General features: G+C 67.4%; 17 protein-coding genes and 1 pseudogene. 14 read left to right on the top strand and 4 right to left on the bottom strand.

Annotation, left to right across the window (positions count from 1 at the left end):
- Window positions 1-221 precede the first annotated feature (221 nt).
- On the bottom strand, window positions 222-710 hold the full coding sequence (locus ACYCO6_RS18620; protein ID WP_459762052.1) for a VOC family protein: 489 nt from the start codon (window positions 708-710) through the stop codon (window positions 222-224).
- 217 nt (window positions 711-927) lie between these two features.
- On the opposite strand from ACYCO6_RS18620, the gene ACYCO6_RS18625 reads away from it, so the two are divergent.
- The 14 genes and pseudogenes from ACYCO6_RS18625 to ACYCO6_RS18690 form a co-directional block, all read left to right on the top strand.
- Window positions 928-2,529, top strand: a complete 1,602-nt coding sequence (locus tag ACYCO6_RS18625; protein ID WP_459762054.1) for an HAD-IIIC family phosphatase — start codon at window positions 928-930, stop codon at window positions 2,527-2,529.
- A complete protein-coding gene (locus ACYCO6_RS18630) occupies window positions 2,495-2,812 on the top strand; it encodes a hypothetical protein (protein WP_459762056.1) in 318 nt (105 codons plus the stop codon). Before ACYCO6_RS18625 ends, ACYCO6_RS18630 begins: the two co-directional genes overlap by 35 nt.
- Before the next feature lie 8 nt (window positions 2,813-2,820).
- The gene (locus ACYCO6_RS18635; RefSeq protein WP_459762058.1) at window positions 2,821-3,858 is read left to right on the top strand and encodes a ketoacyl-ACP synthase III; all 1,038 of its coding nucleotides are present in this window, start codon (window positions 2,821-2,823) and stop codon (window positions 3,856-3,858) included.
- A gap of 131 nt (window positions 3,859-3,989) precedes the next feature.
- Window positions 3,990-4,763 carry an acetyltransferase gene (locus ACYCO6_RS18640; protein ID WP_459762060.1) on the top strand — a complete coding sequence of 258 codons (774 nt, stop codon included), beginning with the start codon at window positions 3,990-3,992 and terminating at the stop codon, window positions 4,761-4,763.
- A gap of 154 nt (window positions 4,764-4,917) precedes the next feature.
- Window positions 4,918-5,982, top strand: a complete 1,065-nt coding sequence (locus tag ACYCO6_RS18645; RefSeq protein WP_459762062.1) for an aminotransferase class I/II-fold pyridoxal phosphate-dependent enzyme — start codon at window positions 4,918-4,920, stop codon at window positions 5,980-5,982.
- A 101-nt stretch (window positions 5,983-6,083) separates the two neighbouring features.
- Window positions 6,084-7,859, top strand: coding sequence for a glycosyltransferase family 61 protein (locus ACYCO6_RS18650; RefSeq protein WP_459762064.1), 1,776 nt, complete (start codon window positions 6,084-6,086; stop codon window positions 7,857-7,859).
- 730 nt (window positions 7,860-8,589) lie between these two features.
- The gene (locus ACYCO6_RS18655) at window positions 8,590-8,817 is read left to right on the top strand and encodes a hypothetical protein (RefSeq protein WP_459762066.1); all 228 of its coding nucleotides are present in this window, start codon (window positions 8,590-8,592) and stop codon (window positions 8,815-8,817) included.
- A gap of 3 nt (window positions 8,818-8,820) precedes the next feature.
- Window positions 8,821-9,543, top strand: a complete 723-nt coding sequence (locus ACYCO6_RS18660) for an SDR family NAD(P)-dependent oxidoreductase (RefSeq protein WP_459762068.1) — start codon at window positions 8,821-8,823, stop codon at window positions 9,541-9,543.
- Window positions 9,540-10,181 (top strand): LbetaH domain-containing protein, encoded by a 642-nt coding sequence (locus tag ACYCO6_RS18665; protein WP_459762070.1) that lies wholly within the window; start codon window positions 9,540-9,542, stop codon window positions 10,179-10,181. Before ACYCO6_RS18660 ends, ACYCO6_RS18665 begins: the two co-directional genes overlap by 4 nt.
- A gap of 369 nt (window positions 10,182-10,550) precedes the next feature.
- Window positions 10,551-10,967: a hypothetical protein gene (locus ACYCO6_RS18670; RefSeq protein WP_459762072.1), complete on the top strand. Its 417-nt coding sequence runs from the start codon at window positions 10,551-10,553 to the stop codon at window positions 10,965-10,967.
- 208 nt (window positions 10,968-11,175) lie between these two features.
- On the top strand, window positions 11,176-13,569 hold the full coding sequence (locus ACYCO6_RS18675; RefSeq protein WP_459762074.1) for a glycosyltransferase family 2 protein: 2,394 nt from the start codon (window positions 11,176-11,178) through the stop codon (window positions 13,567-13,569).
- Window positions 13,570-13,710: 141 nt separating this feature from the next.
- A complete protein-coding gene (locus tag ACYCO6_RS18680; RefSeq protein ID WP_459762076.1) occupies window positions 13,711-14,514 on the top strand; it encodes a hypothetical protein in 804 nt (267 codons plus the stop codon).
- 13 nt (window positions 14,515-14,527) lie between these two features.
- A complete protein-coding gene (locus ACYCO6_RS18685; RefSeq protein ID WP_459762078.1) occupies window positions 14,528-15,553 on the top strand; it encodes an NAD-dependent epimerase/dehydratase family protein in 1,026 nt (341 codons plus the stop codon).
- Window positions 15,554-15,686: 133 nt separating this feature from the next.
- Window positions 15,687-16,322 (top strand): annotated as a pseudogene (locus ACYCO6_RS18690) (DedA family protein); the annotation flags it as partial.
- A 652-nt stretch (window positions 16,323-16,974) separates the two neighbouring features.
- Here the strand turns inward: ACYCO6_RS18690 and ACYCO6_RS18695 are convergent.
- From ACYCO6_RS18695 to ACYCO6_RS18705, 3 genes are all read right to left on the bottom strand, one after another.
- Window positions 16,975-18,636, bottom strand: a complete 1,662-nt coding sequence (locus tag ACYCO6_RS18695; protein ID WP_459762080.1) for a GDSL-type esterase/lipase family protein — start codon at window positions 18,634-18,636, stop codon at window positions 16,975-16,977.
- Window positions 18,637-18,659: 23 nt separating this feature from the next.
- On the bottom strand, window positions 18,660-19,904 hold the full coding sequence (locus ACYCO6_RS18700) for a hypothetical protein (protein ID WP_459762082.1): 1,245 nt from the start codon (window positions 19,902-19,904) through the stop codon (window positions 18,660-18,662).
- 79 nt (window positions 19,905-19,983) lie between these two features.
- A complete protein-coding gene (locus tag ACYCO6_RS18705) occupies window positions 19,984-21,357 on the bottom strand; it encodes a coagulation factor 5 8 type domain-containing protein (RefSeq protein WP_459762084.1) in 1,374 nt (457 codons plus the stop codon).
- Window positions 21,358-21,509: the final 152 nt, after the last annotated feature.

Raw genomic sequence — 21,509 nt, forward strand, 5'->3', positions numbered from 1 at the left:
TCGCGCCCCTTACGAGAGTCTCAGCCTGCCTGCCGGGCCGCATATGAACGACAGCGAGGTCCGTTCTGTGGCCGCAATCGCTTCGGGCCAGCCAAGGCGTACAGGTCCATGGCCCGCACGCCGTCTCCGCGTCTCGGCATAGACGCAGGCGCGACTGCGACCCGGCGGTAGATGCGAAGCGCGGCGCGAGCAAGCCGCGTGTTGGGCCGCCTCCGATCCGGTCAGGCGCCCAGGCTGGCCGGTGGTTTTGCCTCGATGATTTCCATGATCGCCAAGTTGGGAAGCGCGAAGAAGGCAATCCGGTTTCCCTGGAAGGCGACAGCCGGTGCCGGCGCGGCGACGAGGCGAAATCTCTGGGCTTTGAGCGTCTCGACCGCGGTGTCGAACTGTTCGGTCAGATAGGCCTGGTGGTAGATCTTGATGCCTTTGCTCAGGACGTTGTCCAGGGGCGAGCCGCTGGAGAGCGGCATCAGAAGCTCGAGGCGCGGTCCGGGGCCGACGATGAAGCGCCCGCGCACCCGCTGGATCGGATCCTCGAAATCATCCCCTTCCCGAGAGTATCCCAGGGGCGACCAAGCCCGTTCCTCGGTGTCGAGGTCCCGGCAGGCGACGCCGAGATGATGGAACTCTCCGAGCGCGGACGGAACGGCGTGAATAGCAACCTCCAATCGATTGGGCGTTGAGGTAACACCTGAACGGCGCCCGACCAAGTCCTTCCAACCAAGCCCTCCAACTCGCTCTCGGCTCGGTCCGCCGACCCGTTCTCGGCCTGCTCCCGCGCGCCGGCGCGATCGGGACGGGCCGGCTCTCGGGCGGCGCTTCGGCCGGGCCGTTGGCCTTGCGGCAGGGGTGCGGATCGTGCAAGAGGCCGACGTCGCAGGCCCGCGCAGGCCGTGTCCTCTTCATCGGGCCGGCGTTACGGTATTCATGTCACGCACCCTTACGATCGGATTCGTCGGCAACGTCGTCACCGACCCCTTCGGCAAGGTGGCGCAGCGGCTCTCGGCACTCGCGGACGTGAGCGTGACGCATCTGCCGAGCCTCCAAGTCGAGGCGGCGCTGGCGGGGGCCGAGCCGGTCGACGTGCTGGTGGTTCACCTCGACCATCGCTGGTTCTTCGATGTGGCGCCCGACGATCGGGCGGTTCGAAGGGCCGAGATGCTGGCCGACCTCGTCGCCGGGCGGCTCGCCAAGGCATCCGGCACGATCATCCTCAACACGGTGCCCTTCCAGCCGACTTCGTCGGTCGAGAGCGATCTGTACGATCAGATCGAGGCCTTGGGCCGCGTGAACGGCGTTCTGTTTCGGCTCGCCCGGGAACAGGAGCGCGTGAGCGTGATCGACGCCGCCGGCGAACTCGCCCGGATCGGGACCGCTTCCGCGCTGCGCGAGCGGAACCGCCTCCTCTACCAATTGCCCTACGCGCCGGCCGCGGTCGATGCCCTCGTCGGCCTCTACGCCGACGCGGTCGCGGTGCGCCTGCGCGCCCGGCGCAAGGTCATCGTGGTCGATGCCGACAACACCCTCTGGGGCGGCGTCGCCGGCGAGGACGGGGTGGAGGCGCTCGAGATCGACACCGACTTTCCCGGTATCGTCCATACGCAGTTCCAGCGCCAGCTCCTGCGGCTGAAAGAGCTCGGCATTCTCCTCTGCGCGGTGACCAAGAACAACGAGGCCGATTTCCTCGAGGTGTTCGAGCGCCGCTCCATGCCGCTCAGGATCGATGACTTCGTCGCATTCCGAAGCAATTGGTCGGACAAGAGCGACAACATCAGAGACCTCGCCGAGACGTTGAATCTCGGTCTCGACGCCTTCGTCTTCATCGACGACAACCCGTTCGAGATCGAAGAGGTGCGCGCCCGCCTTCCGGAGGTCGAGGGTCACCTGTTCGAGCGCGGCAAGCCCGAGATGGCGCTCGCGCTCCTCGGGTCGATCGCCAGCCTGCGCGCCCGCAGCATCACCGCCGAGGACCTCGCCAAGACCGCGCAATATCGCACCGAGACGCAGCGCAACGAATTGCAGCGCTCGGCCGCCTCGATCGAGGATTACCTCGCCTCGCTCGACATCCACCTTCACATCAGCCGCAACAGCGAGGCGGCGCTGCGGCGCGTCACCCAGCTCATCAACAAGACGAACCAGTTCAACCTCACGACCCGCCGCTACACCGAGGATCAGGTCGCCGGCGCCATGCGTGAGGGCAGCGTGTACGCCTGCCGCGTTGTCGACCGGTTCGGTGACATGGGCATCGTCGGTGTCGTCATCGTCCGCGGCGGGCACATCGAGACCTTCCTCATGAGCTGCCGGGCGCTCGGCCGCAGGATCGAGTCGACGCTCCTGCGCCATGTCTGCGCGCGCGAGGGCGGAACGGACTTGACCGCCCGCTACGTCCCGAGCGCGAAGAACCGGATGGTCGAGAGCTTCTATCCTGAGAACGGCTTTGAGGTGACGCGCAGCGACCTTGAAGGTACGGACTACCGACTGACGCGAGGCCCGGATGACACAGCCTACATCCACGTCCATGCAGAATGAGGCCGGCGCCGTCGAGGCCGCGGTCCGGACGACCCTCGAGCGGCTGACGAAGTCCTGGAACAAGCCGGGGCTCGCCGCGCCGGCAGCGGAGACGGACCTGTTCGAGGCGCTCGATTCGTTCGCGATCGTCGAGCTCCTGATGGAAACCGAGTCCGAGGTCGAGCGGGCGGTCAGCCGCTACGTGCCTCTGGCGAACGAGAAGATCCTCGACAGCACCCTCTCGCCGCTCCGCCGTTATCGGGATTGGGTCGCCTACGTGGTCGAGACAGTCGAGCGCAACTGACGGATCCGATGGCGGACTTACGTTTCAACCAAGCTGGCCTCGCGGGCCTCGTCACGGCCGTCGGCGGCCGCGTTGTGGCCTTCGAGAGCGAGTGGGAGCGGCTCGGCCTGTCGCCCGAGGAGGGCAGCCGCCTCCAGCGCTCGATCGGCTTCGGTACGCGCCACGTCATCGCCCGCCCGGACACCACCACGGCGGACCTCTGCCTCCATGCCGCCGCGGACCTGCTGCGCGGGCTCGACCTCAAGCCCGAGGACCTCGACGGCCTGATCTTCGTCACGCAGACGCCGGATTACGCCGCGCCGTCGACGGCGATCGCGATGCAGCACCGCCTCGGCATGCGGACCGACACCCTCTGCTTCGACGTGCGCCTCGGTTGCAGCGGCTTCGTCTACGGGCTCTCCCTCGCCTACAGCTTCGTCCAATCCGGCCTGAGCCGGGTGCTGCTCTGCGTCGGTGACGTCGCGAGCCGCATGGTTGCGCCCGATGACCGCACGATTACCCCGCTGATGGGCGACGCGGGCGCGGCGGCCCTGATCGAGCGGCGGGCGACCGAGAGCTTCTTTCAGCTCTACAGCGACGGCTCGGGTGAGAAGGCGCTCTTTATCCCGGGCAGCGGATTGCGGGCCGACGAGGCCGACCGCGATAGGCCGGCCTATATGCACATGGACGGCGCGGCGGTCTTCAACTTCACCCTGAAGCGCGTCCCGCCGCTCCTGACCGACATCCTTGCCTTTTCCGGGCAGGCTGCGGATGCCATCGACTACTTCGTGCTCCACCAGCCGAACAAGTACATCCTCAAGAACGTCCAGCGGCGCCTGAACCTCGACGAGACCCGCCTGCCCACCGCGACGCAGTCGGTCTACGGCAACCAGAACGCCGCCTCGATCCCGGGCACGATTTCGGGCTTCCTGGCGGAGGCGTATGCCACGCGGTCGCTGCGCTCGGTGCTGGCCGGGTTCGGCGTGGGGCTGAGCTGGGGGGCCTGCGCGATCGAGACCGATCGGCTGTACGCGCCGCCCACCCTCACGTTCGAGGCTGAGGCCTGATCGGCTGACTGCGCGCGTGACAGCCGTCCGTCACGGCACCACCGATCCAGCGACGGCCGGGACAGCTCGGCAGGGCGCAGCGGGCTCTTCGGGCGTCAGGCCGGGCATGGCCAAGCATCTCACGCGCCTGTATGAATTCAGCAGCGCTGCTGCAGCGTTGCCGACGCGTGTGGAAACAACCAGGTTCGGCCGATGGAGCGCTCAATGATCTGTCGCCCGACTGGTCACTGCCGGGGCGGCTTGCGGCCGATCACCGCCCGATGACCGAACGTCTTGTCCTCTACGGTGCAGGCGCTCTCGCGGGCGAGATCGCCGACGTGCTGATCCGCCTGCGCAGCGCCGGCGCCGACGTGGAACTCCTGGGGGTCTTCGTCGACTCGGCCTACGAGGCGCCGGAGACCTTCTGCGGCAGGCCCGTGTTCCGGGATATCGGCACGCTCGCGGGCGATGACTCGGTGCGCTTCGTCGTTGCGCTGGGCGATCCGCAGGCCAGAGCGCAGGCGGTCAGCCGCCTGGACGCTGCGCTCGGTGCACGCTTTGCCTCGGTGATCGATCCTGCGGTGCTGATCGGCACGAGCAGCAGCGTTGGCGAGGGCTCCGTGATCCTCGGCCATGCATCGATCACCACAAATGCGCGCCTCGGCCGTCACGTCCTCGTCAATCCGGGGTGCACCATCGCGCACGACAACCGGATCGAGGATTTCGCGACCCTCAGCCCGGGCGTGCACCTTGCCGGTCATGTCGTCGTCGAGGAAGGTGCTTTTCTCGGCACAGGCGCCTGCGTGATCCCGCAGATACGCATCGGCGAGCGCGCCTTCGTGGGGGCCGGCTCGATCGTGATCCGAAACGTGGCCCCTGGCCATACCGTCCTCGGCAACCCCGCCCGCGTCCTGCGCCGCGGGTGAGCGGGCGCGGAGCGCCCTGCCTTCCGCAGCCCTCCGAGGCCATGTATAGCGAGCCCCTCTCAGATTGCGTCGTCACGGCGGCGATCGAGGCCGAGGGTGTGTTCGCGCGATGATCCCCGTTTTGATTCCGAGTCTGCCGGAAACGGATGCGATCGTGCCGTACCTGCGCCGGATCGACGAGGCGCACATCTACAGCAACTACGGCCCGCTGACGAAGGAATTCACAGCGCGACTGTGCCAGTTCGTCTCCGGCCAAAGCGGCGGCGGTCCTGTCCACGCGGCGCTCACCAGCAGTGGCACCTCGGCGATCGAGCTCGCCTTGCGGTATCGGACGGCGGGCCGTGCCGGCCGCTACTGCGTGATGCCGTCTTGGACCTTCATCGCGACCGCCCACGCGGCGGCCAATATCGGGCTCACGCCCTACTTCACGGATGTCGATGCGGCGACGATGGCGATCACGCCGGAGATCGCCGCCCGTGCCCTGCGGGCGAATCCGCGCGATGTCGCGGCGGTCATCGCCGTGAGCCCGTGCGGCGCTCCGATCGATGTCGCGGCCTGGGAGGCCTTCGAGGCCGAGCACGACGTGCCCGTGGTGTTCGACGCCGCCGCGGCGACGCTGAACCTCCGGCGCATCGGCGTGCAGCCCATGTGCGTCAGCTTGCATGCCACCAAGGCGTTCGGCATCGGGGAAGGTGGCGCGATCCTTACGACTGATCCTGAGATGGCCGAAACGATCACAGCCATGACCGGCTTCGGGTTCTCGCCCGGCAGCCGCGTTTCGCAGATGCGGGGCGGAAACTACCGGATCTCGGAATACGCCGCTGCGGTGGGGCTCGCCGCGCTGGACGGTCTCGACGCGCGCATCGCGCGATTGCGGGAGATCTCTCTGGCCTACGTCGCGGGGTTCGAGCGGATCGGTGTTGCGATGCAGGGCGGCTTCGGTCGTGATTGGCTGACGATGACGGCCAACGCGCTCTTCGCCCCTGCCGATGTCGGTTCAGTGGTGGCGGCCTTCGATGCAACCGGGATCCAGTGGCGACGCTGGTATGGCGAAGGTTGTCACGCGCACCCGACATTCGCCGAGTGCCCCCATGACGGCCTCGCGGCGACGCCAAGCGTGGTCAGCACCGCGATCGGTATACCCTTCTTCCCGGACCTCTCGTCGGATCAGATCGCCGAGGTGTGCGGGTGTGTTGAGCGGGTTCTCTCGTCCCGCTGAGCGGGCCTCTCCGGCCGTCCGACGGCTGAGGTCCAAACGGTATTGCCCGCTCGCTCATCCCATCCGAACGGTCGACCACGATGCACGACACATTTCGGCAAATGCTAATTCAGGCCGCCCAGGCGGGGACGTCCGAGGGGCTCGATGCCCTCGAACGGAGGCTGGATACGGCCGAGCGCGGCGACCTCTCTGCCCAGCATCTCGCGACCCTCGGCTTCCGCTTTCAGGGCGAGGACAAGTCGGACTTGGCCGCGCGCGCCTACGGGTTCGCCGCACGGGTGGCGCAGCATCGTGCGCCGCACTACCGCGTCTTGGCGATCCGGAACCGCATCGTCGACCTGTGCCGGCGCGCTGATTTCGACCCCGTCCCGGACCTCCTCAAGGACCTGCAGGAGGCCAAGGCGGCCGCCCAGGATACGGGGCAGGGCGACCCCTCCTTCATCGATCTGGCGTGGAGTTACGAACTGCGCGGCGCCATTGAGAACGCGGTGCGCTGCTATCTGCTCGCGCACATCGCCCGCGACCAGTACGGCGGCGAGGCGCTGACGAAGGACGGCGACACGCTGGAACTCAAGATCAAGAACCTGCGCCGCCTGCAATTCGACGCCCTGCTCGACGCGCGCCGGTTCGACGAAGCGATCGCGCTTCACGAGCGCACCCGCCGCGCGCTCGGAGCGGGCCCGTTCGCTGCGTACGAGATCACCAGCGCCAAGGCGCTCGCCGAGGCTGGGAAGGCGACCTACGTCGAGGTCGTACCCCCGCGCCGGATCTCGCCGGCTGTCCTGAAGTTTTGGGAGCCGCCCCCGCCCCTCACCTCCGAGCCGGGCGACCTCGACGTGCCGCCCCTTTATCTCGCCTTCATCCGCGAGGCCCGCGCGTTTCCGCGCAGCAATGTCGTCGTCAAGGACGACAAGCTCGTCTACGACCTCGCCGCGCATCCGCGACGGAAGGACATCCTGATCCAGGACGGGGTCAACCTCGACCAGATCATGATGGCGGCCTTCGGCGCGACGCATGCCCTGGTCGAGGTGCCGGAAGCCCCGCTCCGGGTCGAGGCTGGCCTCATGATGTTCGGGATGATGAGCCGCAACTACGGGCACTGGTTCGGCGAGTTCCTGCCGCGCATGCTCTGCTACAACGACCCGCGCTGCCCGGACGGGATCCCGCTCTGCATCGACGACCACATGCCGAGGACGCATGAGGAGATCCTGAGCCTGCTCGACACGCGCGGCCGGCCGGTGATCCGGCTGCCGGCGAAGCCGGTGGAGTTCGGACAGCTCGGCGTGGCGCCCGTGCCGGCCTTCTTTCCGTTCGAGATGAAGCCGGGCCTTCCCTTCTACGACACCGTCTGGCCCGCCGACATCTTCGGAGCGATCAGGCGCCGGATCCTCGAGCGCGCCCGCGAGCGCGGAGCGCTGTCCCGGCGCACCGGCCGGCGCTTGTTCATCTCGCGCAAGGCGTTCACGCAGCGCGTGCTCGTGAACGAGAGCGAGCTTGCGGACCGGCTGCGTCCCCTCGGTTTCGAGGTCATCTACCCAGAGACTCTATCGTTTCTCGAACAGGTCGACCTGTTCCATTCGGCCGACATCATTGTCGGGTCGTCGAATTCATCGTTGAACAACACCCTGTTCTGCCGCCCCGGGTGCCGGATCCTGGGGCTGATCCATGAGGAACTGGGCTTCAACTTCCGCGCCTTTACCAGCTACATCGAGTCCGGCGGCGCGCAGATCACGTTCCTGCGCGGGCGCTCGATCCAAGTACCCGGCGTGCACCCCTTCCACGTCAGCTACTCCGTCGATCCGGCCAAGCTCCTGGCCGCGGTGGCCGATTTGACGGCCGGATTGGCTGTCACGGAGGATCCCGCCTTGGCGTCATGAGGGCCGCCGCCGGAGGAGGCTCGGGCACCGCAGGTCTCGGCCGGAACGCAGATCAGGGCCAAGCGCGGTGGCTCCCGTTGCGCGATCCGGCCGCTTCGGTGACGCCTCGCCTGCCCCGCTCCACCACGGGGCGGCTTGCTTTATGAAATCGGATCTCGCAAGAGGTGCGTCTCCGAAGAGTGCAGAGGGGCTGGTCAGCCGCCGGAGGGCGGACATACGCTCATGTGTATGGAGATCAGGATCGCAGGATGGCCACCGCGCGTGCCCCGTCGCTCGGCATCGTCAACACCGTCGCCATGGCCCCTTCCTTGAAGGCGGTGAACCTGCGGACGGATCTGGCCGCCTTCGATCGTGAGCGCGCTTCCATCCGTCGATCCGACCCGACCGCGACGGACCCCGTCGGGCGCGCGCGGTCGGCGGGCCGCCGTGAGAGACCCCGGTTTCCGAGCGCGCGGGGCGTCCGATCAGGGCGGCCACGCCAGCACCTCGGCCGCCTCGCTGGATCCGGCCGTGACGGCGGTGACATCCACCCGGTGCTCGGGAGGCGGACGCGACCGCCATCCGGCAAGGGACTGGCCAGGACGTCGAAACTCTGCCTCGAAATTTCCGTGCTGATCGACGACAAGGTTTGCGCGATCAGGCACCTGCGCGCTCTTCGACCGGGAGCGCGCCCAACCCGGGCGGAGCGGATCTCTGTTCCGCCCAGACGTGAGTTCGAGGAGAGTGTTCGATGACGGAAGCCGCGTTCCTGGACGAACTCGGCGCTATCCTCGATCAGCCGGGCCCCCTCGCCCGCGAGCAGAAGCTCGCGGAGATTGAGACGTTCGACTCGCTCGGAGTCCTCAACATCATGGCTCTGTTCGACACGCTGGGACTCGAGATCGAGCCAGGGCTTATCTCCGAGGCGAACACCGCCGACGACCTCCTGGCGTTGGCCGGTCAGAAGGTTCAAGGCTGAGCCGTGTCGGAGACAGGTGGCCACATCCTCGTCGTCGGGGCGAGCAGCGGCGTCGGTCGAGCGGTCGCCGAACGGCTGGCACCCACGACACAGGTTACGGCCGTGGCACGCCGGGCGGACCGCTTGGCCGAACTCGCCGCCGCCGGCGTGGCGACCGTCGCCGCCGATGTGGCCGACCTGTCGGCCATCGGCGGGCTGATCCAGGGAATCGTGGCCGAGCGCGGCCTGCTGACCGGTCTGGTCTATTGCGCCGGCATCCAGGTCATCAAGCCGATGCGCGCGCTCGCGGTCGACGAGGTGGAGCGGCTCTACCGGATCAATCTCGTTGCCCCGACCCTGTTCGCGTCGGCCTTCGCCAGCGCCCGCGTCTCCACACGCGACAGCGTGTTCTGTGCGGTCTCCTCGGTCGCCGCGCAGCGTCCGGAACCGGCGATCGTTCCCTATGCCGCCTCGAAGGCGGGGCTCGACGCGCTGATCAAGGGCTTGGCACGGGAACTCGCGCCGCGGCGTGCGGTCGGCGTCGCGCCAGGCTGGCTCGATACTGAGATGACGCAAGCCCATGCGCGGCTCTACGGTGCGGAGTTCCGGGAGGCCCTCGAGAAGCGCAGCCCGACGGGTATCGCCACGGTGGAGGCGGTGGTCGATGCGATCGCCTTCCTCCTGTCGCCGCAGGCGCGGTACGTGACCGGTGAGGTGCTGCGGGTGGACGGGGGAGCCACGCTGTGACCGACAGCCCCAAGCGCCTCGCGCTCATCGGCGGCGGCGGCTTCTCGAAGGAGATCGCCGAGGTCGCGCGTCTGAACGGCTACCTGGTCGAGGCGACTTACTCGACACAGCCATCCGCTCAGGTCGGGCGCTATCGCGGCTATCTCGATGAATTGCTGGCCGACCGGGCGGAATTCGACGGCGTGGCGCTGGCGGTGGGGGGCGTGAGCCGCGCGGCGATCGCGGCCCGCGCCGAGATTATCGCTTGGCTCGACCGCAACGGCATCCCCTGCCCGCCCCTCGTCTCGCCGCACGCGATCGTCTGTGAGGGGGCGACGGTCGGCGCAGGGACCTTCGTCGCGCATCGGGCGACCGTCAGCGTCGATGCCCGCGTCGGTCGGTTCTGTGTGCTGAATACGGGGGCGATCGTGGGCCACGATGCGGTGATCGGCGACAACACGACGATCTCGCCCAGCGCCTTGATCAGCGGCCGCTGTCACATCGGCGAAGCCTGCCTTATCGGCCCGATGGCCAAGGTCCTTCAGGGGCTGACGATCGGAAGAGGGGCGACGATCGGCATCGGCTGCAACGTGCTGCGGAGCGTTCCTGAGCAAGCCTCGGTCTGGCCGAAGCCTGATAGCATCTCCTCCTCCTCCTGAATCGATGGTTGTCGCCCCACGGACGCGATCGTGCCATCCGCCCTCGCCGGGGCTGGATCGAGCGGATGTCAGAGATCCGTGTCGAAGCCAAGGAGCGGGAGAGGCATCTCCATTGGCCGCCGCAATGCGAGCGAAGAACGACCACCGTAGCCGCGACCTCGTTCGGTTCGGGCGCTCCCGGAGAGTAGAGCGCCGGGCGCTCTCCAGTCTGCGGTTCAGGTCGTCCGGGAAGGGTTGACCGGGGCGTTGAGGCGATCGTATCACCCGATAAGGTGAGCGGTCGAGCCGCTTTCATGTTCTGCGTGTGGCCCCGGCGGCACGATGGAAGCTTGGGCGTCGTAGGACGCCGTGATTGGGACGGAGCAGTTCTTGGGCGAGGACGTCGAGGCGCTACGGACAGCGTTAGCCGAAACGCAGGCCCGACTGCAGGAAGCGCAAGGCGAACTCGCGCGTCTGGTGCGCTTGGCCGAGGCTGACCTTCAGCGTCGGCGTCCGGGAGAGCAGTCGAGCGTTGTCGCCGCTTCCGTCCGTCGGCCGGCGGCTAAGGACGTGGCAGCCCGCATCGCGAAGCTCGTACAATTGTATCGCGAGGCTTCAGCGGCGACCTCCAACAGCGCGCCGGTGGTCAGCGAAGAAACGATGCTCAAATGGCTCGAAACATCGGGCCTGTTCGACCGGGAATTCTATCTCAAATGTAACGGTGACGTGGCGGGCGCGGGCGTCGATCCGACTCACCACTACTTCAATCATGGCTACGCCGAAGCACGGCCGCCATGCGCGCTCTGAGGCTGCCTGAAGCGTTCTATCCAACGGTGCTGCAAACGGCGTTTCCGGGTGTGTGCTGCTTATGAAAACAGCACCATCTGATCCAATCGAACACTCAACCCATCCTTCATTCGATTAAGCTCGGCAGACGCCGTGCTGGCTGCGTTGATCAGACTTTCGCCGCGATCTACGGCAGCAAGCAGCCGAGACATGTGCGAGGACGCGATCGATGCAGACCCACGCCGGAAACGCCGCGCCGGCTTCCCTTGCCGCTCCGCCTTCCCTGGAGCCCTGGCAGAACGATTTTCAGACGATTTATCGTAGCGGCTTGTTCGACCACCAGTGGTACGCGACGCGCTACCCCGATGTCGGATTAACCGACCTTTCTCCGCTTGAGCACTACGTGAAATACGGGGCACGCCTCGGACGGCGCCCGCGCGCGGATTTCAACGTTGAGGTGAGCGAAGTCGTCGACGAGAGCTTCGTGAATCCGTTCGCGGCCTGGATCCGCGAGACCGTTGAGCCTGCTGCACCCGCAGCCGGGAAGCCCGCCGTCTCCGTCGTTTGCATAACCTACAATCAGGCGCAGTATATCAGGCAGACGTTGGACAGCATTCTGTGCCAAGTCACAGATTTTCCCTACGAGCTTGTCGTCGGCGACGATCGCTCGACTGACGGGACCGCAGAGATCATCGCGGAGTATGCCGCGCGTCATCCGAACATCGTCGCGGTATTGAGGTCGGAGAATATCGGCGTCAACAAGAACTTGGCTGATCTCACGGCACGGGCATCCGGTGAATATCTCGCGATTTGCGAGGGGGACGATTATTGGATCGATCCCGATAAGCTCCAGCGCCAATATGAATTCATGGAGCGGCGCCCGGAATATACGTTGTGTTTCCATCCGGTCAAAGTGATCTACGAAGAGATACCGGGTGTTGAGGAGCTCTATCCGGAAAACCCCATTCCGAATCCGTCCCTTTCCGATCTCATCGCGCACAACTTCATCCAGACCAACAGTGTCTTCTATCGTTGGCGCTATCGGCGGGATGAGGCTTTGCAGATCGGCATCGGTATCGCGCCGGCTGACTGGTTTATCCATCTGATGCATGCGGAGGTTGGCCGCATCGGCTTCCTCCCGCAGGTGATGGCGGTGTACCGCAAGCACCCCACCGGGATGTGGGCCGCTTTCGAGACGGAGCTCGCGCGCCATAAGAAACTCGGAAAGGCCGAGATCGAGTTTTTCCGCCAGTTGCGCGGCCACTTCGGCGGCCGTTACGCCTCCGAATACGAAGCATCACAGAAGTTGATCTTCAAGCGTCTGGCGGAGGCTTACCTGAGCGAGGAGGATCCTGCGCGCTTGGCGCAGTTGATCGAGGATCATCCCGATATCGCGGCGCCCGCCTTGCGGGAGATGGGGTTGGATCAGGCCGATCCCCCGACGCACGACGCCGCCGCACTGCGCGCGTGGGTGGAGGACCAGCTCACCGTGAGCGTGGTCGTCACCGCGTACAACCATGCTGGCTACATCCGACGCTGCCTGGACAATGTGCTCGGGCAGCGCGGGTTGTTCAGGTTGCAGGTCGTGATCGGCGACGACGGCTCGACCGACGGCACGGCCGCGATCATCGAGGAGTACCGCGCCCGTCACCCGGACCGGATCCTGGTCCGGCCGCGCCCTCATAATCTCGGCATGTTGCACAACATGCGCGACTGCATCGAGGCCTGTACCGGGCGTTTCATCGCGTTCTGCGAAGGCGATGATTACTGGATATCCGATCGAAAGATCGGCCTGCAGATGCGGATGCTGCGGAACGACCGCGCGCTCGATATGTGTTTCAATTGGGTTTTGCTGCACCACGTTTCGAGCGGAGTCTATCAGCCGCACGAAGAGCAGGGCCGATATCCGACGGGGACCATCAGCTTCCCGGTGCTGGCGAACTCCCCGCTCACCGCCAATTTCTCAAGCTGCTTTTATCGCGCGGAAGCCGTCCGTCGCGTCCCGGCATCGTTCTATGAGAGCCAAGCGGGGGCCGACTGGCTCATGAACCTTCATATCGCGGATCGCGGCCGCATCGCCTTCCTACGCGAAATACTGTCCGTCTATACGATTCAGACAAAGGGCCAATGGTCTGGCCTGGATGAGAAGATCAAGAACCTTCGTGTGGCTCAGTACCAGAAGGAATTCGCCAAGATCTTCGGGGAGGGTCGCGGCTTCGAAAAGTTCGAGGTCGGCTGCACGATCGCCGAGCTTGAAGGTGATCTGCCTGATACATTTGCGCGGGCTCATCTCGAGGCACCGAAGGACCGGGTTTGGGCCGAGGTCCAGGATGGGCAGGTCGTCTTCAAGGGTTGGATCGTCGCAGCGAGCCGAGCGAAGGCGACGCTGATCGCGGAGGTCGATGGCGAGGTGCACCGTTATCCGGTCAACGTGCATCGGCCGGACGTCATTGCGGCGGTTCTGGGTGATATGCCGACGACGATGGAAGAGGCGCGCTGCGGTTTCCAGTTCGTTCTTCCGTACGCGCTGCATCTTGAGGTGCTGTTACGGATCGAGGTCGAGCACGAGGTGGTGCCCTGGCTCTCGATCATCCTGACACATCGCGTGAAGCGGTCGGGTTAGGGCCAGAGCTGTTCGGTTGCGCCGGACCGTTGGGCTCGGCTGAAGGTCTCGGGATGCCAGTCACTGGGATTTGTGGAGCGGGCACTGGCCCCGGATCGTCCCGGCTTCGCAAATCCGGTATTGAGAAGAGGTAGGCCGGCCATGGTCCGGATCGAGAGTCCGGCGATCGATCCCGATCGCCTCGCTCACGTTACTTCACTGGCGGCAGGCGCCCACCCGGGCGGCGACGCATTTTGCGCGATGGAAGCCGTGGCCTTCATCGCCGGCGAACCGATGTCGGATCAGCCCGCCTGCGCCTCGCCGAGCATCGCGGCGTTCATCCGCACCTGGTCTGACGGCCTGCCGCAGGACGAGCGCGATGCCCTGATCCTCCCCCTCGTCCCACGCCTCGTCGGGACGCGCGGCTCGGAGCCGCTGGAGCGCCGGCGCCTCGCCATGGTGGCCGATTGGCTCGTGCGCGCCCACGTGCCGGCGTGGTTTCGCCTCGCCAAGCTGAACGTCGAGGGGGACGAGCTGGCCGACCTGCCCGAGCTCGAGGACGTCGCCGATCTCGCCTCGCTGTGCGATCACCTCAAACGCGCGCGCAAGCGGGCGGCGGTCGCGAACCTCACCCTGCGGCAGACCGGTTCCGCGGTCCGGGCCGCGGCCTGGGACGCGGCCTATCAAGCGGCCTGGATTACCGTCCGGGACGACTTGGAGGCCGCGGGTCCGCCGGTCCTCGCGGCCGGCTGGGATGCCGCCTACGCGGCTGCCTATGCGGCGACCCGCGCCTACGGGAAGGCGCCCCTTGAGCCGACGCGGCAGGCGCTTCAGCGATCCGCCCTGGCCCTGGTCGAGCGCATGATCGACATGCGCGAACTGGATCTGGTCGAGACGGACCGGCTGCCGGACGCTGCACCGGCGGTTCACGACTCGACCCAGCGTGAGGCCGATCTTCAGCCATGACCGGGGCTCAGCCATGAGCGGCGACGGGCAGCCGGTCGATCCCGCCGGAACTGGCCAGCCTGCGCCGTCTCTGGCGGGGGTCCGCTGCCTCGTGCTGGGCGGTAGCGGCTTCCTCGGGCTGAACCTGTGCAACCGTCTCGCGCGTGCGGGCGCCGAGGTCACCTGCTTCAGCCGCAGCCACCCCCAGCCCGAGGTGCTCGACCGGCGTGTCGCCCGGGTCACCGGCCAATTTGCCGACCGTCTCGCCATCGCCAATGCGGTCGAGCGCCAGGACGTCGTCTTCCACCTGATCGCCGGGTCGATCCCGGAAAGCTCGAACCGAGACCCGTCCGCGGAGCTCGCGGCCGCGCCGATCGCCACCCTGCACCTGCTCGAGATCTGCCGCTCGGCCCGGATCAAGAAGCTCGTGTTCTCGTCCTCCGGCGGCGCGATCTACGGTATCCCGCGCGCCATCCCGATCCCCGAGCAGGCGCCGACCGACCCGATCTCGGCCTACGGCATCAGCAAGCTGATGATCGAGAAGTCGCTCTACCTGTACCGGCACCTCCACGGGATCGATTATCAGATCCTGCGGATCGCCAACCCGTACGGCCGTTTTCAGCTCGGCACCAAGCACCAGGGCCTGATCGGGAGCTACATCCATCGGGTCCTTTCGGGTCTGCCGCTGGAAGTCTGGGGGACCGGGGAGGTGGTGCGCGACTTCCTGCACATCGACGACGTCAGCGAGGCGTTCCTGGCCGCGGTCACCTATGACGGGCCGCACAGGGTGATGAATGTCGGCAGCGGCACGGGGTTGAGCGTCAACCAGATCATCACCGAACTGCAAGCGGCTTTCGGGCGGCAACACCTGCCCTGCGTGCACAAGCCGAGTCGCGCCGCCGATGTGCCCGCCAATGTACTCGACACCGCGCTGATCCGGTCCGAGCTCGGCTGGCAGCCGCGGGTCGCCCTGCGCGAGGGGCTCATCAGCACGATCGCGTGGATGCGCGCGCATCTGGCCGAGGCTCGGGCGAGCGGGGCGACGCCACAATCTGCGTGAGAGACGGGGTGTGCGTGGCCGCCATCGCGGTTCACGGCGCCACACATCTGTCCGGCGGGCCTGAGATCGTCATTTCGCCCCGGAGCGGCCACGTTTGTCGGCGACAGCGCGACGCGAGCCGCGAGGAGACCGCATGTCCTTCCTGCACGATCTGCCGATCGCCGACCTGATCGCGCACTATGGCTACTTCGCCATCTTTATGATCATCACGCTGGAGAGCGCCGGGCTGCCCCTGCCCGGCGAGACGGTCCTGCTGACCTCCGCGGCCTATGCCGGCAGCACCGGCAACATCAACATCGCCGTCGTGGTGGCGATCGCCGCCACCGCCGCGATCCTGGGTGACAATGCCGGCTACTGGGTCGGCCGGCGGTGGGGCCTGCCCCTGCTCCTGCGCAAGGGCCATCTGATCGGCCTCGACCACGGCCGGCTCAAGCTCGGCCAATACCTGTTCCGCCAGCACGGCGGGAAAATCGTGTTCTTCGGCCGCTTCACCGCGATGCTGCGCGCCTACGCGGCGGTTCTCGCGGGCGTGAACAAGCTCCACGCGCGTCGCTTCATGGCCTTCAACGCCCTCGGCGGCGTGGCCTGGGCCTCGATCATGGGGTTCGGTGCCTATCTGTGCGGGCGATCGATCGAGAACGTCATGGGGCCGGTCGGCCTCGGGCTCCTGGCCTTCGTCCTGCTCGGCGCGGTCGCGCTGTGGCTGTTCATGCGCCGGCACGAGGCACGTCTGATGGTCGCCGCCGAGGCCGCGATCCCGGGCCCGCTTGCGGAAGGGTTGGGTGAGGTAACCACACTGCCGCAGGCCGAGCAGGCTCGGACCGAGACCGCCAGCTCGGACCGGAACGGCCCAGCCCAAGCGGCTTTCCAGAGCCAAGTCGAAGCGCTCCTGGCGAAACGGGACACCGATCGTGCCCAGGCCAGCGCGCCTGCGACCCGTGCTCGTCCGCCGGAAGCCCTGCCCTTGTGGTTCAAGATTGCCGTGCTTCTCCTCGCCGCGACCATCGGCATGACGCTCGCGTCGTGGTATTACGGAGCGACCGGTGGTTTTTACGGGCGCCTCGTCGGCCACATCAGCATCGTCGGCGTAGCGCTGATCCTCTGCGTGCCAGCCGCTATCCTGATGGTCACCGGTCGGCGCCTGAGAAGCCCGCGGCCCTCGAGCGTCTCCGGGGATGAGGGCGACGGTGCCGTGAGATGGGCGGCGTGAGCCGGCGCGGCAGTCTCTTGACGTCTTCCGGCGATCGGATCCGTTAGATCGACCGTTGGCCGCGGGTGCGGCTTCCGCTTCACCCTGCCTTACGCGCTCCACCTCGAAGTGCTGCTCTCCATCGAAGTCGAGCACGAGGTGGTGCCCTGGCTCTCGGTCATCTTCACCCACCGGGTGAAGCGCTCCCCCGAGCTGCGCTGAGGCGGCCGCCTCAGCGCCTCCGGCCGCCGAGGAAATGCCGCGCGCGCTCGAAGGGCGTGCCGAGCCGGGCGCGCCGCTCCAGAGCGTCCCGCACCTCCCCGGCCAGCCGCGCCGCGACGATCTCCCGGGCGGGATCGTCGTAGTGGACGATGTCGTAGAACGTCCCCTCCTCCCGATCGCGGAAGATCCCGCTGAGATCCAGCGCCGTGAAGGTGCGCCGGTAGGGCCGCCGCTCCACGAGTTGCGCCGTGAACGCCTCCAGCTTGGCATACTGGCGGTCGAGATAGGCCAGGAACGCCCCGGAGGCGACGCCGCGCTCCACCTCGGTGAGGTGGCGCTTGCGCAGGATCGTCGGCTGCAGGACGCTCAGGACCGGCACCCGGTGATCGTGGGACAGCTTGGTCAACCGGTGGGCGGCGCGCTGGTAATGGTGGACGATCGCGTCCTCCCAGCCCGGGCTTTGCCAGCCCACCTCCGCGCGCAGCCGCTTCAGCTCCTCGTAGATCAGCGTGACCAGCGCCTCGTAGGACAGGCCGTCCTCGCGCGCCCGGGGATCGTGCGTGTCGAAGAAGTGGTCGTAGAGCCGCTCGGTGATGAACGCGTTGTACGGGTGGCCGGGCCGCGGATCGTAGGTCCAGGGCTGGAACAGGTCGGTGCTGCCGCTGAGCACGATGATCGCGTCCGGCGCGTAGGTCACGAGCCGCGACCAGATCAGGTGCGTCATCTGCGTGAGGCAGCTCGACATCACCCCGAAATTGTAGACCTTCGCGCTGGAGAGGCCGTCCGCCCGCAGGATCCGCTCGATGCGGCCCGGCAGGGTGTTGGCGATGTCGCCGCCGTCGATGGTGGTCGAGTCGCCGACGACCAGGACCCGTGTCTCGCCGGTCGGCTTGGCCTCGGTGATCGGGGCCGCGTTCAGGAACCCGTTGGCGTCGAACGGGACGCCGTAATGGCTCGCCCCCGGCTTGCCGGCGAACTGGATGAACGGGCTCGGATACCGCGTGTTCGAATCGAGATAGCCGAAATGGTGCAGGAACTTGCGCCGCCGCGCGGCATCCTCGGTCTCCGGCGGGGCCCAGATCTGCTCGACGCCCGGGGCGGTCAGGGCCGCCATCATCGCGTCCCGGAGCGCCGCGTAGCCGGCCGCGTTGAGCCGGAGGCCGTCGTCGCTGAACGCGGGCCGGAGCGCGCCCGTCTCGGTGGCCAGGACGGCGTCGTAGTCGATGAACTGCGCGCCGTACGCCTGCACGTGGTCGCGCAGCCACGCATTGACTTGCCCGATGAGCGAGGACGGCAGCCCGGCCGCTTCCGGCGCGGCCGGATCGACCGGCGGGATCGAGCCGACCCAGGTCCGCACGTAGAGCTCGCGCGCATCCTGCAGCATGGCCGTGATGTCGGCCGCGATGCGGTCCAGCGACGGCGCCCGATCACCGCTGAGGATGTCGTCGCGGCCGCCGATCAGGTGGAGGCCCTTCGCTCCGTAGAGGGCGACGTCGGAGCGTAGCCGCCGCGCCATGTCCCGGGTCGACTGCCCGGCGATCCCCCGCGCGACCGTCTGGGGCCCGGAGAAGAGCGACGGCGTCCCGGCCGTCAGCTCCGCCGTCACCGAGTCGCCGAAGAACAGGATCGGCCCGAACGGGAACAGCGGCTTGTCGGACACCGGCGCGCTCATGCGGTGCTGATCGCCCTGCCGTCTCAGCGCGCCGCGAAGATCTCGATCCCGTCGAGGTGCAGGTGCTGCTCCTCGTCGAGATCGACCTTCAGGTAGCGGAACCGGGCGTTGTCGAACCGTAGGTGGAGCGGCAGGCCGGGATGGCAGTGGGCATCCACGGCATCGAAGACCAGCCGGTAGTCGCCCTCGGTCTCGCCCAGCCAGACCCGCATCAGCTGCGCCCGCTCGCTGAGCTGCCCCCAGCGGTTGTAAATCCGGATCTCCGAGACGCGCTCGACCGCCCCGAGATCGAGCACGAACCACGGGTTCCGCTCGAGCGCCGTGTGGAAGAAGAACGACGGGTCGCCGGTCGTACGCTCGCCGTAGATGCCCGTCGTCCCGGACCAGGGCGAGGCGGAGCTCGCCGTCCAGGTCTTGCCCAGGGCGATGTTCTCGGACGGCCGCGTCGCGACCAGCGTGTCCGTCTCCAGCTCGTCGATCAGCGTCCGGATCTGCTTGGAGGGTTGCCGCAGCGGCGGGATCTCCAGGTCGAGCTTGTAGATCAGGTTCGACAGAATGCTCTGGTCGAAGCGGTGGTCGATGAAGCCGTCGAGATCCGGCAGACCCATCTGGTTCGGCATGTCGGTGACGACCCGCGCGTCGCTCGCGTAGCGCAGCCACTCGGCGACGAGCTGGCGGGTGGCGGGGCTGACCCTGAAGGCGATCCACGAGGCCTGGATCTGGTCCGCGTTCCAGTAGCGCTCCGTGTCGCACTCCATGAGCACGAAGCAGTCGCGCTTGGTCCAGGCCCGCTGCGGCTTTCCGTGCAGCACGCCCACCGCGACCCGGCGCTCCGAGCCGTCGAGCCAGGCCAGGAGCGGCGCCACTGGCGGCAGCGGATCGTCGCCCACCGCCTGCATCCCGGTATCGCTGAAGACGATAAAGTCGCCGTCGCGCCGCTTCTCCAGCGCCTCGGCGATGATGTAGGGCTTCCAGGCCCAGTTCCCCGCGCCCCGCGACCGGTCGAGGATCTCCCGGTGCGCCCGGTAGAACGGGGTCTCGCGCAGGCGGTCGGGCGACCAGCTCTCGATCGTGTCGAAGTCGCCCGTCGCCGCCGCGGCGGCCACCAGCCGACGCTGGCTCTCCACGTAGTGATACTTCGCCGCGAAGCTGACCAGGGTCTTGTGGCGCGGCCGGAACCGGCGCCGCTGCATCATCAGCACCTCGGCCCGGTGCATCGCGAAGGCGTTGACGCGCAGAGCTTCCGATGGCTGGTCAGCGCTGGCCAAGACGGTCCCTCCGGTGGAATGGCTGGGCGCTTGTCACCGGTTTTTTCGCCTTCGGCAAGGCGGTGCGGGTCGGCCGGGATCAGGCGTCGTCGAAGGCGAGGTTCTCGGCCGGGTAGTCGAGCATCAGGGCGCGCCGCTCGGGCGAGTTGTCCCACTCGCCGACCTTCGTGTAGGCGCCGGCCACGTCCAGCACTTCGATGACCGTCTCGATGGTCGGGATGCTCTTGAAGTGCTGCGGCCAGCCGGAGGCGAAGTAGAAGACCTGCTCGACCCGGTCCGAGAGCTGGCAGACCCCCGGCCCGAAGGTGCCGAGCCCGAACACGAGGTAGCGCCCGTTCATCAGCGCCACGACGTCGTCGATCAGGGTTCCGCTCTGGGTCGACAGCGGAATGCCGCGCTCCGCGATCCAGGCCTCGAGCGCCGGGATCACCGGGTTGAGCCGGTTCTCGAAGACCAGCTTGATCGAGGCGATGCGGCCTTCCGCCAGGAGCCGCCGGATCACCATCTGGTAGAAGGCGAGCGGCGGTTGCGGGTAGGTCGGCGCCACCCAGGTGCTGAAGATGTCTCCTGAGCGGATGTGGATCAGCAACTCGTCGTCGGGCTTGGCCGGGATATGATCCGGCAGCCGGTTGAACAGCGGCCGGATGCAGGACCGCACGATGTCGCGGGTCTCCTCGGGGCCGAGCGTCCCGGCGAGCTGCTGGATCTCGAGGTCGAAATACATCCCCGACAGGAAGGTGCCATCGTCCGGCAGAGGCTCGGAGCCGGGGATGAAGGTGATCCCGCCGACGGTCAGCGGACCGGTCAGCCCGATCACCTCGCTGCGGTCGGCGGCCGCGAGCTTGATGTATTTGAGGTTCAGGTTGCGGGCGATGCCGATGGCGAGCAAGCACTGGATCAGGCAATTGCCGAAGGCGCCGCATTCGTAGAGCGCGAGCCCCACCAGGGCGCGTGACCTCGGCCGGTCGGCGCTCACGAGGCGGTAGGCGACGTAGGGATTCGCGCCGGGCCGCTCATCGACGATCGCGAAGGGCACGTCCAGAACGCGGCGCAGGGCGATGAGGTCGAAAGGCGCCGACTCGCAGCGGACCTGCATCATCGGCGGGCTCGTTCCGGTGGGCACCGCCAGCGTCATGCGGACGTGGCGTGCCCAGGCCCCCTCCCCGGGCTCGAGCGTCAGGAGCGCCGATGACCCCTCCTGACCGTCCTGGCCTCCTGCGAGAGTCGGCTCCCGCCAGACCTGCCCGTCATCGGACAGGGCGAGGCGCGGACCGGCCGCGTCGCCGGCGAGGCGGACGGAATGGATCGGGAAGCGCAGGCCGAGATCGATCTGGAATTGGGCGGTGCCGGTCGGCACGGCCGAGCCCGCCGGCGCATCCGCGCGATGCCACGGCCGTCCCGCCGTGAGGTCGATGTGGTCGCCTTCCGTCCCGCCGAATGCCTGCGCCTGCATCGTCCTCAATCCCTGCCGCCGGTGGACGCGGCGGACCCGCGGGGTCGCATACGCTGCGCGGCACGATTATGCGACCCGGGATGCGCGTGGACCGCGGCTTTCACGCGCCCGGGGCGCTGCTCGTGGAGGTTCGGCACGGAGCACAGGGAATG

The organism is Methylobacterium sp. CM6257 (assembly GCF_054611515.1).